Origin of the sequence: Arenimonas terrae (assembly GCF_006265115.1) — a bacterium.
Taxonomy (GTDB): Bacteria; Pseudomonadota; Gammaproteobacteria; order Xanthomonadales; family Xanthomonadaceae; genus Arenimonas; species Arenimonas terrae.
In genome coordinates this window covers 1,141,605-1,154,979 of record NZ_SMDR01000001.1, presented here as the reverse complement: position 1 = coordinate 1,154,979, position 13,375 = coordinate 1,141,605, and the positions used below count along the sequence as shown (strand labels likewise).

Genomic DNA, 13,375 nt, shown 5'->3' with positions numbered 1-13,375 from the left:
GCCAGATCCGGGCAAGGCTGCGGCCGGTCCGCGTCGTAACATCCCGCGTCCGCCCTGCCGAGACCAATCATGAAGCCCGCCCTGCGCCTGTCCTGCCTGATGCTCCTGTCCGGCCTCGCGCCGGGTGTCCTGGCTGCCTGCCCACCGCAGGGATGGCCGCGGGACGCGCTGGAGTCGCTGAAGAAGGAACATTTCAAGGTGGAGGACAGCGCCCGGCGTCAGGCCCTGGCGCTGGGCCTGCTCGACTGCCTGGCCGATCCCGACCCCAGGCTCCGCGACGGGCTCGCCTACGAGGCGTATGCGACCTGGCTGCGCGGCGATGCGTTGACGCCGGAAACCCGCCGGAGGCTGCTGAGCCAGCTGCTGGTCCGGCTCACACCCGATGCCGAAGGGTATGGCCCGCCTTTCGCCGCCTTGGTGCTGTCCGAGGTGGCGCGCACCGACCGCATCCTGGCCTGGATGACCCCGGTGCAGCGGGAGGATCTGGTGGAGATCGGATCGGCCCACCTGGCTTCGGTGCGCGACTACCGCGGCTTCGACAGCGCCCAGGGCTGGCGCCATGGCGTCGCGCACGGCGCCGACCTGCTGATGCAGCTGGCCCTGAATCCTGCACTCGACCGCGCCCAGCTCGACCGTTTGCTCGCCGCGGTGGCCACCCAGGTGGCGCCGCCCGGCGAACACTTCTACACCTACGGCGAACCCGAACGGCTCGCGCGGCCGGTGCTGTTCGCGCTCCAGCGCGGTCTGCACGACGACGCGGCCTGGTCGGCCTGGCTGCAGGGCGTAGTGGCGCCGGCACCGCTGCCGGAGTGGTCGGCCGCGTTCGCATCGCAGGCCGGCCTGGCCAAGCGCCACAACACCCGCGCCTTCCTGCTGGCGCTGTACGTGGGCCTGGCCGAAAGCGGCGACGAGGCCATGAAGGCGCGGCTGCCGGCCGTGGTCGCGGCGCTGCGGACCCTGCCCTGAGCGGTCAGGGCTTCTTTTCGGGCGCCGGAATCGCGCGCACCGGCACCGGGATGTTGCACAGGTCGATGTGCCCGGCCGGGTGGCGGTACCAGTCGTCGCGGCGGTTGCGGCGTGATTCCACCAGCGCGTCCCAGGCGCGCGTGTCGGTGCGGAAGACCTCGATCGGCTCGCGCTCGGCTTCCGGCACCGTCGCCGCCAGGCGGATGGCGCGGATCGCGGTGCGCTGTTCGGGCTTCTCGTAGAAGCCCAGCGGCCCGGTGCCGCGCGGCAGCACGCTCAGCCGCTCCATGCCGGAAATCACGCGGCCGACCGTGGTGATGTTGCGGTCGAGCTGGCGCGGCGACTGGCCGATGACCACGTAAAGTTCGCTGCCGTTGCTGCTGTCGGCTTCCATGCCGCGGCCGGCGCCGACGGCGGCGTAGCAGTGCGCCGGCCAGGCCAGGTTCGCCTTGGGGTCGCGGGCGGCCGGGAAACCCTGCGAGAAGCCGACCTCCGGCGCCCAGCCGTCGACATCGGGCAGCTTCGTGAACGCCAGGCCTTCGGCCGGGCGGGTGAACTCGGCGGGAAGTTTTGCCTTGGCCTCGCCCAGCGGTTTGGCCTTGGCCGGGTCCTCGCCGTTGGCGTCGCCCCACTGCACCACGAAGTTGTCGTGCGAGCGGTTGATGCTCAGGCCGTCCCAGTAGCCGCCGCGGGCGAGCGCGCGGATGTTGGCGACGTGCGCGGGCGCGAAGTCGGGCGCCAGTTCGATCACGACACGGCCGCTGTCGAGTTCGAGGTAAAGCGTGTTCTCCGGGTCGGGCCGACGCCAGTCATCGGGCGTGGACGCGTCGAGCACGTCCTGCATGGTCAGCGCCTTGAGCGGCTGGTCGGCGACGGCTTTCGGCGCGTGCTGGCAGGCGGCGAGCGCGAGCACCAGCAGGGCGGGGCGGAGCAGGGTCATGGCGGGTTACCTCGGAGATGTCCGCACCAAGCCTAACCGAGCCGCGGCCGCTCAGTCCGGATCCGGGGGCGGCTCCTGCAGCGCGGCCAGCTGTTCCTGCATCTGGGTGATCACGGTTTCCCAGTGCCGCGGTTCCTGGAACCAGGGGAAGGCGGCGGGGAAGGCCGGGTCGTGCCAGCGCCGGGCGATCCAGGCGTTGTAGTGCAGCAGGCGCAGGGTGCGCTGCACCTCGATCAGGTGCAGTTCGCGACGGTCGAAGCGGCGGAACTGTTCGTAACCTTCCAGCAGCCAGCGCAGCGGCCGCGCCATGTCCTCGCGCCGGCCGGCCAGCATCCACAGGTCCTGCACCGCGGGGCCGGTCAGCGTGTCGTCGAAGTCCACGAACAGGCCCGCGCCCTCGCGCCATAGGATGTTGCCGGGGTGGCAGTCGCCGTGGATGCGCAGGCGGCGCACGTCGCCGGCGCGGTCCTCGGCGGCCTCCATCGCATCGAGCAGGGCTTCGGCCAGGCGTTCGAAGTTCGATTCCAGCGCGGGCGGCAGCCAGCCTTCTTCGAGCAGGAAATGCACCGGTTCCTCGCCGTGGCTTTCGATGCCGATCACGCCGCGGTTCGCGAACGCCGCCCCCTCGCCGATCGCGTGCATGCGCCCCAGGGTCCGGCCCAGGTGCGTGAGCACCTCGCGTTCGCCCAGCTCCGGCGCGTGGCCGCCGCGCATCGGGTAGAGCGCGAAGCGGTGGCCCTCGAAGCCATGCAGGCTGGTGCCGCCGTGGGCCAGCGGCGCGACCACGGGCAGGTCGGCGGCCTGCAGTTCCAGCGCGAAGGCGTGCTCCTCGCCGATGGCCGCATCGGTCCAGCGGCCGGGCCGGTAGAACTTCGCCACCAGCGGCAGGCCTTCCTCGATGCCGATGCGGTAGACGCGGTTCTCGTAACTGTTGAGCGCCAGCACGCGACCGTCGGCGCGCAGGCCCAGGGACTCGACGGCGTGCAGGATGCGGTCGGGGTCGAGGTCGGCGTAGGGCGTATCGCTCACGGCGAGCCCGGCGAGGCGGGGATCCGGCGCACGTCAGGGCAGCTCGAGCGCGGTGGTCACGGCGGCGACCCCTTCGCTGAGGTACAGATGCGAGCCGGCGGCCGTGAATCCCGCCTTGGCGAACGCGCGGCGGTACCAGACGGCCGGGCGGCGGCGCATCTCCACCAGGTCGCCGACGATGTCGTCGCCCTCGGCGAAGACCTCCAGGTAGGCGACGCCATCGCACAGGCGCGCGAATTCCTTCAGGCCGCGTTTGAGCTCGTCATCGGGCAGGTAGTGCATCACGTCCGAACACACCAGCAGGTCGACCGGGCGCATCGGCGGCAGCGCCGCCAGGTCGCCGAAGGGCAGCCAGTGCAGGTTGCGGCGCAGGCCGTGGCGGGCGATGGCGTATTCGCTCGAGTCCACGCCCATGTAGTGCAGCTTCGGCCGCAGCGCCAGCAGCGGCGCGCGCCAGGCACCTTCGCCGCAGCCGACGTCCAGCACCGAGCGGATCGGGCGGCCCAGGTGGTATTCGGCGACCGCCACCGCCATCGCCACCTTGCGCGCCAGCGCGGCCCTGCCGCCCAGGTCGCGCTGCCGATACCAGGTGTCGAAATAGCGACGGTCGTAGGTCTTGTTCATGCGGCGCGCGGACGCTTGTGCAGCAGCCAGGCGGCGAACAGTGCGGCGGTGAGGTACATGCTGAGCGAATAGATCGCTGGCGCGATCGACGCCTGGGCCCGGCCCAGCACCTCGAGGGCGATGAAGATCGCCAGGGTGCCGTTGTGGATGCCGATCTCGAAGCCGATCGCGATCGCCTGCGGCTCGGCCAGCTTCAGCGCGCGCGGCGCGAAGTAGCCGATCAGCAGGCTGGCGAGGTTGAAGCTGATGCAGGCCAGGCCGACCACCGGCGCGAACTCGCGCACGGTGTCCCATTCCGAAGCGAAGGCCAGCACGATCAGCACGCCCAGCAGCAGCGACGACAGCAGGCGCACGGGTTTTTCCGCGGCATCGGCCAGCACCGGGTTCCAGGCGCGCAGGCCCATGCCCAGAGCCACCGGCACGATCACCAGGGTCGCCACCTCCAGCACCTTGCCGGTCGGCGGCGGCACGCTGGCTTCGGCGCCAAGGAAGGTGGACAGCGCCAGCGCCGTCCACAGCGGCAGCGTGAGCAGGGCCAGCAGGCTGTTGATCGCGGTCAGGCTGATGTTGAGCGCGACATCGCCGCGCGCGAGGTGGCTGAAGAGGTTGGCGGTGACGCCGCCGGGCGAGGCGGCCAGCAGGATCAGGCCCAGCGCCAGTTCCCCCGGCAGCGCGAACACGCGGCAGAGCCCGAAGGCCAGCGGCGGCAGCAGCAGGGCCTGGACCACCAGGGCCACCGCGACGGCCTTGGGCGCGGCGAGCACGCGACGGAAGTCGGCCAGGGTCAGGTGCAGTCCCAGGCCCGCCATCACCACGGCCAGCGCGATCGGCAGGAACAGGACGAGCAGGGTGTTGTCGGCCACGGTGTCCTCCGGGTTCACGGCCGGCGCAGCCTAGCATCCGTCCCGGAACCTGGCACGTTCGTCCCAGGGCGGATGGGCCGGAGCGCCGCAGGCGCTAGCGTGGCCTCCACACCATCCGGGGGAATGTCCATGTCCGAACACGCCGTTGCGCAGGCACAACGCGCCGAGCGCACGCTGACCGGGATCCGCCGTCTGGCGGCGGGACTGGTCTTCATCCATGGCGCGGCCCGGCTCAGTGTCGGCGGCGTGGTGCCCTTCGGGGCCTGGCTCGACGGCATCGGGTTTCCGCTGGGCCTCGGCATCGCGTCCTTCGTGACCGCGTTCGAACTGTTGTGTGCGCCGCTGCTGGCCTTCGGCCCGAGGCGCTGGCACACGCCGGTCGCGCTGGTGTTCGCCACCATCTACGGCTTCGGGCTGTGGCTGGTGCACTGGCCCGCGGGCTGGTTCGTGGTCGGGCTGGGCCGCAACGGCATGGAGTACAGCGTCTGCCTGATCGGCCTGTTCCTCGCGATCGCCTGGCGCGGCTGGCCGGAGTCCGCGCTGCTCCGCCGCTGAGCGCTCAGCCGCCGATCAGCAGCGAGCGCATCGAGATCGAACTGGCGACCTGGTCGTTGAAGAACTCCACCGGCTCGCCCTCGCGCTGCAGCGCCAGGACATAGAGCAGGGGCAGGTAGTGTTCGGGAGTTGGGATGGCGAGCAGGGCGTCGGGGCCCAGGGTTTCGTAGCCGAGCATGCCTTCGTGGTGGCCTTCGGTGATGCGGTCGGCGATGTCCTCGTCGAATCGCTGCGCCCAGTCGTAACCGTCGGTCATGCCCGGGCGCCACAGCCGCAGGTTGTGCACGATGTTGCCGCTGCCCACGACCAGCACGCCCTCGTCGCGCAGGGGCGCCAGCTGTTTGGCTAGGTCGTAGTGCCAGGCGCCGGGCTGCAGGCTCGACAGACTCAGCTGCACGATCGGGATGTCGGCCTCGGGATACATCGGCGCCAGCACGCCCCAGGCGCCGTGGTCCAGGCCGCGCTTGTGGTCCAGGTGCACGTGCGGCGTGCGCACCAGTTCGGCGACGCGGTGGGCGAGCTCCGGGCTGCCGGGCGCACGATAGCGCACGTCGAACAGGGCCTTGGGAAACCCGTGGAAGTCGTGGATGGTCTCGGGCTTCTCGGCCGCCGAGACGTAGACGCCCTGGGTTTCCCAATGTGCCGAAACGCACAGGATCGCCTTGGGTCTCGGCAGGCGCCGGCCCAGGTCCTGCCAACTTCGCCGCCAGGCGTTGTCCTCGATCGCGTTCATCGGCGAACCGTGCCCCAGGAAGACCACGGGCATCGGACCGGACATGGACGCAGCGCTCATCGAGGAACTCTCCGTTGGGGTGGGGCCTGCCTAAACACTATCACCCTGACTTCCGGCACTGCGCGGCCTGCGTCACGGCTGGCTAGTATTTACTTAACGATATAGCCAAGTGGGTTGTATCAGGCAGTCGAGGACAGGGCCATGGCCGACATCGAGCCGCACCTGAAGAAGTTCCAGAAAGAGCTCAGCGCCGGGACCGTGTCCCTGGTCCTGCTGGCGGTGCTGGGCCAGTCCAGCGAGCCGCTGTACGGCTACCAGATCGCCAAGCGGCTCGAGCAGACCGGCGACCCGCTGCTGGGCGGCAAGCAGAGCGCGCTCTACCCGGTGCTGCGCAACCTCAGCGCCGCGGGCCTGGCCGAGAGTCACGTCGAGCCGTCGATCAGCGGCCCGCCGCGCCGCTACTACCGCATCACCCCGCTGGGGGAGCAGGTGCTGGCCGAATGGGCCGCCGCCTGGCGCACCACCCGCCAATCCGTTGATTCCGTGCTGGAAGGACACCTGCGATGAACGCCCCGACCCCGACCACGATTCCCCAGTACCTGGACCAGCTGAAGCTGGCCCTGCAGGGCGCCGACCCGGCCCTGGTGCAGGACGCGCTTTACGACGCCGAGGAGTACCTGCGCTCCGAGATGGCCGAGAACCCCGACACCGACGAGGCGACCATGCTCGCCCGCATCGCCACCAGCTACGGCGCGCCGGAAGAAGTGGCCGACATCTACCGCGACACCGAAGTGCAGGTCAGCCAGGCCCTGCGCACGCCGCGGCCGCCGCCGCGCGGCAGCGCCATCGGCCGATTCTTCGCGGTGGCCGTGGATCCGCGCGCCTGGGCGGCGATGTTCTACATGCTGCTGTCGCTGGCCACCGGCATCGTCTACTTCACCACCGTGGTCACCGGCCTGAGCCTGTCGGCCGGCTTCGCGGTGCTGATCATCGGCATCCCGGTGGTGATCCTGTTCATCGGCCTGGTGCGGCTGCTGAGTCTGGTCGAAGGCCGCCTGGTCGAGGTCATGCTCGGCGAACGCATGCCGCGCCGGCCGCTGTACGTGGGCCGCGGCCAGCCGCTGCTGACGCGCATCGGCGCGATGTTCACCGATCCGCGCACCTGGTCGACGATGCTGTACATGGTGCTGATGCTGCCGCTGGGCATCCTCTACTTCACCGTCGCGGTGACGGCGATGAGCGTTTCGCTGGGCCTGATCTTCGGCGGCCTGTCGCTGGGCCTGGCGGGCGTGGGCCTGGATGTCTTCGAGACGCACTGGTACATCGGCTACCCCGACTTCTGGGAAGCGCCGGTGGCCCTGGCGATCGGCATCGTCGGCCTGTTCGCGACCCTGCACCTGGCGCGTGCGGTCGGCAAGGTGCACGGCCTGCTGGCCAAGCAGCTGCTGGTCAAGACCGCGCAGCACTGAAGCGCGAAGGCGTGACGCATGACGGGCCGGCCTCGCCGGCCCGTCCTCTTTTTTTCAGGCCAGCACCAGGGTCCAGCCGATGCCCCACAGCCCCTGCAGCACGAGGCCGAGCACGGCCACGAAGGACAGCGTGTAGGCCGGGCCGCGCGACCGCGCCGGATTGGCGTAGGCGACGATGTACCAGGTCCGCGACAGCAGCCAGACGGCGCCGAGGGTCGCGCTGAGCCAGACCGCACCGAAGCTGGCGGCCGTCCACAGCGCGGGCAGGAACATCAGCGCCGATTCGTTGCTGTTGGCCTGGATGCGCAGCATGCGTTCAAAACCTTCGGGCCCGGTGGTTGCCGGCGCCTTCACCTGGTAGCGGCTGCGGGCGCGGGCCACCAGCAGCATGCAGGCCATCAGCAGCACGACGGTGAGCAGGGTGATCAATCCGATCAGGGGATGCATGGCGGGCTCCGGGAAGAAAAACCGACTGTAGCCGCTGCGGGGCCGGCGTGGGGGTCCCCGGGCCTTGGGGCGGTCGAGAGACGCCGGGCCCGATTCCGGTATGGTGGCGGCCTGCGCCGTCCTGTCAGGAGCTTCCCATGGTCGATCCGCTGGCCCAGCCGCTGCGGCTCCCCTGCGGTGCGGTGCTGCCCAACCGGCTGTGCAAGGCGGCGATGACGGAAGGGCTGGGCGACGAGCGCCTGCGCGCCACGCCCCGGCACGAGCGGCTGTACCGTGCCTGGAGCGAAGGCGGCGCCGGCCTGCTGGTCACCGGCAACGTGATGATCGACCGCCACGTGCTCGAACGCCCCGGAAACGTCGCGATCGACACCCGCCATGCGGCCAGCATCGACGCCGATGCCCGTGCGCGGCTCGCGGCCTGGGCACGTGCCGGCACGGTCGCCGGCAACGCGCTGTGGATGCAGATCTCGCACGCGGGAAGGCAGTCGCCGCGTTACGTCACCCGGCAACCGGTCGGTCCGTCCGACGTGCAGCTGGACTTGCTGGGCAACTACGCGCGGCCGCGGGCCTTGGGCGAGCCGGAAATCCTTGCCCTGGTGCAGCGCTTCGCCGAAGTCGCCGTGATCGCGCGCGAAACCGGCTTCACCGGCGTACAGGTGCACGGCGCGCATGGCTACCTGCTCAGCAGCTTCCTGTCGCCGGTGACCAACCGCCGCGACGACGCCTGGGGCGGTTCGCTGGAGAACCGCGCGCGTTTCCTGATCGAAACCGTGCGGGCGGTGCGCCGGGCCGTGGGCGCGGATTTCCCGGTGTCGGTGAAGCTCAACTCCGACGATTTCCGCAAGGGCGGCTTCAGCCATGAGGACTGCCTCGGCGTCGTGCGGCAGCTCGACGGGGAGGGTATCGACCTGCTGGAGATCTCGGGCGGGAACTACGAACAGCCGCGCCTGCTCGGCGCGGCCGGGCGAGAGGAGGATGCGGTGGAGGTCCGTGCGAGTACCCGGGTGCGCGAGGCGTATTTCCTAGAGTACGCCGCCTCGATCCGGCGGGCGGCGACGATGCCGCTGATGGTGACCGGCGGTTTCCGCACCCGCGCCGGCATGGAATTGGCGCTGGCCAGCGGCGACACCGACGTGATCGGCATCGCGCGGCCGTTCTGCACCCACCCCGATGTCGCGCGCCGGCTGCTGGCCAGGGAACTCGACGCGCTGCCGGCGTTCGAACAGGGGCTGCACCTGCGCGCGCGCGGCCGCCTGTCGCCGGCCAGCCCCTGGCTGGCCGCCAAGATGGTCAACGTGCTGGGCGCGCAGGGCTGGTACTACCAGCAGATGGACCGCCTGGCCGACGGCCGGCCGGTGGACCTGTCGCGGGGGCTGCTGCGCTCGTTCGCGCGCTACTGGTGGAACGATCTGAGCAAGGCCGCGGCGCTGCGGCGATAGGAGGCGAACATGCACCACTCCGATCCGCTGCACGGCATCGAGCCGCTGTCCGACGAGGCCGTGATCGAGGCGACCCGGGCCTGGCTGGAGAAGGCCGTCATCGGCCTGAACCTGTGCCCCTTCGCCAAGGCCGTGCACGTGAAGCGCCAGATCCGCTACGTGGTCAGCCACGCCGAAAACGAAGAGTCGCTGCTCGAGGACCTGCTGCACGAGCTGCAGCTGCTGGCGGCCGCCGACCCGGGCGACATCGAGACGACGTTGCTGATCCACCCGCGCGTGCTGCGCGATTTCCTCGACTACAACGATTTCCTGGACATCGCCGACGCCGCGGTCGACGAACTCGGACTCGACGGCGTGCTGCAGGTCGCCAGCTTCCACCCGCACTACCAGTTCGCCGACAGCGAACCGGACGACATGGGCAACTTCAGCAACCGCGCGCCGTACCCGACCCTGCACCTGCTGCGCGAGGACAGCGTGGACAAGGCCGTGGCGGCCTTCCCGGAGGCCGAGCGCATCTACGAGACCAATATCGAGACGCTGCGCAAGCTGGGCCCCGAAGGCTGGAAGGCCTTGTGGAAGTGACCGCCTAGAACTGCCCGGCCGGGATGGCCATCAGCGTCGACGCCCCGGCACGCGCCGCCCGGAACTGGTGCTCGGTTTCCGGCAGCAGCCAGGCGTAGTAGAAGCGGGCCGTCGCCAGCTTCGCCGCGTAGAAGTCCTCGCCGGCCCGGTCTGCCGCCACCGCCGCCATGCGCGCCCACATCCAGGCATAGGTCAGGTGGCCGACGATGCGCAGGTAGGGCACCGAGGCGGCGCCGACTTCGTTCGGGTCGGCCTTGGCCCGGGTGCCGATCTCGGCGGTGAGCCTGGCGGTGTCGGCCAGCAGCTTGGCCAGCGGGCCGGTGAACTCGGCCAGGTCGGCGCGGCCGGCGTGGTCTTTCAGGAAGCCCTCGATCAGGCGCGCGAAGCGCCCGAACTTCGCGCCGCCGTCCATCAGCACCTTGCGTCCCAGCAGGTCCAGCGCCTGGATGCCGTTGGTGCCCTCGTAGATCATGTTGATGCGGGCGTCGCGCACGAACTGGTCCATGCCCCATTCGCTGATGTAGCCGTGGCCGCCGAACACCTGCTGGCAAAGCGTGGTGGTCTCGTAGCTGTTGTCGGTGATGAAGGCCTTGACCACCGGCGTGAGCAGCGCCATCAGTTCGTCGGCGTCCTCGCGCACGGCGGCGTCGGGATGCGCGTGCTCGCGGTCGATCAGCAGGGCCGTCCAGGTGGTGAAGGCGCGGCCGGCTTCGGTGTAGGCGCGGCTGGTCATCAGCATGCGGCGCACGTCGGGGTGCACGATGATCGGGTCGGCGGGTTTGTCCGGCAGCGCGGCGCCGGCCGGCGCGCGGCCCTGCAGGCGGTCCTTCGCGTAGGCCACGGCATTCTGGTGCGCGGCCTCGGCCAGGCCCAGCGACTGCATGCCCACGCCCAGGCGCGCCGAGTTCATCATCACGAACATCGCGGCCAGGCCCTTGTGCGGTTCGCCGATCAGCCAGCCGGTGGCGCCGTCGAGGTTGATCACGCAGGTCGCGTTGCCGTGGATGCCCATCTTGTGTTCGATCGAGCCGGCTTTCACGCCGTTGCGTTTGCCGGGTTTCCCCTCCGAGTCCGGCAGGAACTTGGGCACCAGGAACAGCGAGATGCCCTTGGTGCCGGCCGGCGCGCCGGGCAGGCGGGCGAGCACGAGGTGCAGGATGTTCTCGGCCAGGTCGTGTTCGCCGGCGCTGATGAAGATCTTGGTGCCGCTCAGCGCGTAGCTGCCGTCGCCATTGTCCTCGGCCTTGGTCTTGAGGATGCCGAGGTCGGTGCCGCAGTGCGGTTCGGTCAGGCACATGGTGCCGGTCCATTCGCCCGAGACGATCTTCGTCAGGTAGACCTGCTTCTGTTCCGGCGTGCCGAAGGCCACCAGGCATTCATAGGCGCTGTGCGAGAGGCCGGCGTACATCAGCCAGGCCTGGTTGGCCGAATTCCACATCTCGTACAGGCGGTTGTTGACGATCGTCGGCAGGCCCTGGCCGCCGAAGTCCGGGTCGCAGCCCACCGAGGGCCAGCCATTGGCCACGAACTGCGCGTAGGCATCCTTGAAGCCGGCCGGTGCGGTCACCACGCCGTCGCCGTGGAAAGTGCAGCCCTCGCGGTCGCCGACCTGGTTGAGCGGCTGGATCACCTGGCTGGCGAACTTCGCGCCTTCCTCGAGCACCGCGTCGATGGTTTCGACGTCGAGCCCGGCGTAGGGCGGCAGGGCCCTGAGTTCGTCCTGGACCTTGAGCAGCTCGAACAGCACGAAGCGCATGTCGCGCAGCGGCGCGGTGTAGTGGGGCATGGGAACAGACCGGCGGGGGAAAGGTGAGCCGGACTCTAACATACCGGCCCGTACGGATCGGGTGACGACCCGGGGGCGGCTATGCTTCGGCTTCGCTCACTTCCGGGAAGCCCCATGCGCCAGACGCTGATCGCAGCCGCCCTCGCCACCGTCCTGCTCGCCGGCTGCGGCCAGGGCAACCCCGCGCCGTCCACCGACACGGCCGCCGCGACCAGCCCGACCGCCGACGTCGTCTCCGAAGCCGACACCGCTTTCGCTGCGCTGTCCAAACGTTTCCTCGAAGAAGGCCTGGCCCTGAGCCCGGTCTACGCCACGGGCATGGGCGACCACCGCTTCGACGCCGAGCTCGACGACCTCAGCCCCGAAGGCCGGCAGAAGGCCGTGGCCTGGGCGCAGTCGCTGCTGGCCGACCTGGCGAAGATCGATGCCGCGCAGCTCTCGCGCGAGAACCAGGTGGACGCGGCGATCCTGCGCAACCAGCTCGAATACGGCCTGTGGGACGAGGCCGTGCTGCAGCGCTGGGCCTGGGACCCGCAGAGCTACAGCAGCCTGGCCGGCGGCGCGATCTACAGCCTGATGGCGCGCGAGTTCGCGCCGATGCCCGAACGCCTGGTATCGGCCACGGCGCGCATGGAAAAACTTCCGGCGCTGCTGGCGCAGGCACGCGCCAACCTCGACCCCGCGCGCGTGCCGAAGACGCATGCCGAAACGGTGGCGAGGCAGAACCGCGGCGTGCTCTCGCTGCTCGATACCTTCATCCTGCCCAACGCCGGCCAGCTCGAAGGCGAGCAGCGCGCCCGCCTGGACGCCGCGGTCGCCACCGTGCGCGCCGCGGTCGAGGAGCACCAGAAGTGGCTGGACGAGACCCTGGTGCCGAACGCCGCCGGCGACTTCCGCATCGGTGCGGAGAAATACGATCAGCAGCTGAAGTTCGCCCTGAACTCGTCGCTGAGCCGCCAGGAGATCCGCCAGCGCGCCGAGGCCGAGCTGGCGCGCGTGCGCGACGAGATGTACACGGTCGCGCGCGGCGTGCTGAAGGACCGCGCGGGCGCGCCGGAAACGCCGGAGTCGCCGAGCGAGGCGCAGCGCCAGGCCGCGATTGAAGCCGCGCTGGAGCTCGCCTACGCCGAGAAGCCCGGCCGCACCGAAGTGGTCGATTTCGCCAAGCACACCCTCGACGTCGCCACGCAGTTCGTGCGCGAGAAAGACCTGGTCACGGTGCCAAACGACCCGGTCAAGATCATCCTGATGCCGGAGTTCCAGCGCGGCTTCTCGGTGGCGTACTGCGATTCGCCCGGCCCGCTCGACAAGGGCCTGGACACGTATTACGCGATCTCGCCGATCCCGGACGACTGGACCGACGCCCAGGTGGATTCGTTCCTTCGCGAATACAACAACTACATGATCCACGTGCTGAGCATCCACGAGGCGATGCCGGGCCATTACCTCGAGGGCGTGCACTCGGCCGAACACCCGTCGACGCTGCGCGCGGTGCTGCGCTCCGGCCCGTTCGCCGAGGGCTGGGCCGTCTACACCGAGCGCATGGTCGCGGACGCCGGCTACATGGACAACAGCCCGCTGTTCCGGCTGACCCAGCTCAAGTTCTACGCCCGCGCCGTCGCCAACGCCATCCTCGACCAGGGCGTGCACGTGGACAACTGGAGCAAGGAACAGGCGATGGACCTGATGGTGCGCCAGACCTTCCAGCAGGAGCGCGAGGCCGAAGGCAAGTGGGTGCGCGCGCAGCTCTCGTCCACCCAGCTGGCGACCTATTTCGTCGGCGCGCAGGAGCACTTCGACGCGCGCGAGGCGGCGAAGGCCAAGTGGGGCGAAGCCTTCTCGCTGAAGGACTACAACAACCGCATGCTGTCCTACGGCGCGCCGCCGGTGCGCTTCGCGCGCCAGCTGATGCTGGACGAGCCGATCAGGTAAGCCGCATGCC

Annotated in this window: 14 protein-coding genes; 7 read left to right on the top strand and 7 right to left on the bottom strand. The window is 70.0% G+C overall.

Annotated features, from left to right (window positions below):
* Positions 1-69 precede the first annotated feature (69 nt).
* Positions 70-966, top strand: coding sequence for a DUF2785 domain-containing protein (locus E1B00_RS05600; RefSeq protein WP_220396233.1), 897 nt, complete (start codon positions 70-72; stop codon positions 964-966).
* Positions 967-970: 4 nt separating this feature from the next.
* On the opposite strand, the gene E1B00_RS05595 is transcribed toward E1B00_RS05600, so the two are convergent.
* The 4 genes from E1B00_RS05595 to E1B00_RS05580 are packed head-to-tail and all read right to left on the bottom strand — an operon-like array spanning position 971 to position 4,422.
* Positions 971-1,906, bottom strand: coding sequence for a peptidylprolyl isomerase (locus E1B00_RS05595; protein ID WP_139446466.1), 936 nt, complete (start codon positions 1,904-1,906; stop codon positions 971-973).
* Between the two features lie 51 nt (positions 1,907-1,957).
* Positions 1,958-2,935, bottom strand: a complete 978-nt coding sequence (locus E1B00_RS05590; RefSeq protein ID WP_139446464.1) for a serine/threonine protein kinase — start codon at positions 2,933-2,935, stop codon at positions 1,958-1,960.
* A gap of 33 nt (positions 2,936-2,968) precedes the next feature.
* Positions 2,969-3,559: a class I SAM-dependent methyltransferase gene (locus tag E1B00_RS05585; protein WP_139446462.1), complete on the bottom strand. Its 591-nt coding sequence runs from the start codon at positions 3,557-3,559 to the stop codon at positions 2,969-2,971.
* Complete coding sequence (locus E1B00_RS05580) at positions 3,556-4,422, bottom strand: bile acid:sodium symporter family protein (RefSeq protein WP_139446459.1); 867 nt, start codon at positions 4,420-4,422, stop codon at positions 3,556-3,558. The genes E1B00_RS05585 and E1B00_RS05580 overlap by 4 nt, the downstream gene beginning before the upstream one ends.
* A gap of 129 nt (positions 4,423-4,551) precedes the next feature.
* Between E1B00_RS05580 and E1B00_RS05575 the strand changes: the two genes are divergently transcribed.
* Positions 4,552-4,977 carry a DoxX family protein gene (locus E1B00_RS05575; RefSeq protein WP_139446457.1) on the top strand — a complete coding sequence of 142 codons (426 nt, stop codon included), beginning with the start codon at positions 4,552-4,554 and terminating at the stop codon, positions 4,975-4,977.
* A gap of 4 nt (positions 4,978-4,981) precedes the next feature.
* Here the strand turns inward: E1B00_RS05575 and ygiD are convergent, their stop codons facing one another.
* On the bottom strand, positions 4,982-5,770 hold the full coding sequence (gene ygiD / locus E1B00_RS05570; protein ID WP_246048483.1) for a 4,5-DOPA-extradiol-dioxygenase: 789 nt from the start codon (positions 5,768-5,770) through the stop codon (positions 4,982-4,984).
* Positions 5,771-5,911: 141 nt separating this feature from the next.
* Here ygiD and E1B00_RS05565 point away from each other — a divergent pair, with 141 nt between their 5' ends.
* Both E1B00_RS05565 and E1B00_RS05560 read left to right on the top strand, forming a co-directional pair.
* A complete protein-coding gene (locus E1B00_RS05565) occupies positions 5,912-6,277 on the top strand; it encodes a PadR family transcriptional regulator (RefSeq protein WP_139446455.1) in 366 nt (121 codons plus the stop codon).
* On the top strand, positions 6,274-7,179 hold the full coding sequence (locus tag E1B00_RS05560) for a sensor domain-containing protein (protein WP_139446453.1): 906 nt from the start codon (positions 6,274-6,276) through the stop codon (positions 7,177-7,179). Before E1B00_RS05565 ends, E1B00_RS05560 begins: the two co-directional genes overlap by 4 nt.
* Positions 7,180-7,233: 54 nt before the next feature.
* On the opposite strand, the gene E1B00_RS05555 is transcribed toward E1B00_RS05560, so the two are convergent.
* Positions 7,234-7,626 (bottom strand): MAPEG family protein, encoded by a 393-nt coding sequence (locus E1B00_RS05555; RefSeq protein ID WP_139446451.1) that lies wholly within the window; start codon positions 7,624-7,626, stop codon positions 7,234-7,236.
* A gap of 137 nt (positions 7,627-7,763) precedes the next feature.
* On the opposite strand from E1B00_RS05555, the gene E1B00_RS05550 reads away from it, so the two are divergent.
* Positions 7,764-9,065: an NADH:flavin oxidoreductase/NADH oxidase family protein gene (locus E1B00_RS05550; protein WP_139446449.1), complete on the top strand. Its 1,302-nt coding sequence runs from the start codon at positions 7,764-7,766 to the stop codon at positions 9,063-9,065.
* 9 nt (positions 9,066-9,074) lie between these two features.
* On the top strand, positions 9,075-9,647 hold the full coding sequence (locus tag E1B00_RS05545; protein ID WP_176693127.1) for a DUF1415 domain-containing protein: 573 nt from the start codon (positions 9,075-9,077) through the stop codon (positions 9,645-9,647).
* Positions 9,648-9,651: 4 nt separating this feature from the next.
* Here E1B00_RS05545 and E1B00_RS05540 read toward each other — a convergent pair whose 3' ends face one another.
* Entirely contained in the window at positions 9,652-11,433 is a 1,782-nt protein-coding gene (locus tag E1B00_RS05540; protein ID WP_139446447.1) for an acyl-CoA dehydrogenase C-terminal domain-containing protein, read from the bottom strand.
* A gap of 114 nt (positions 11,434-11,547) precedes the next feature.
* On the opposite strand from E1B00_RS05540, the gene E1B00_RS05535 reads away from it, so the two are divergent.
* Complete coding sequence (locus tag E1B00_RS05535) at positions 11,548-13,365, top strand: DUF885 domain-containing protein (RefSeq protein WP_139446445.1); 1,818 nt, start codon at positions 11,548-11,550, stop codon at positions 13,363-13,365.
* Positions 13,366-13,375: the final 10 nt, after the last annotated feature.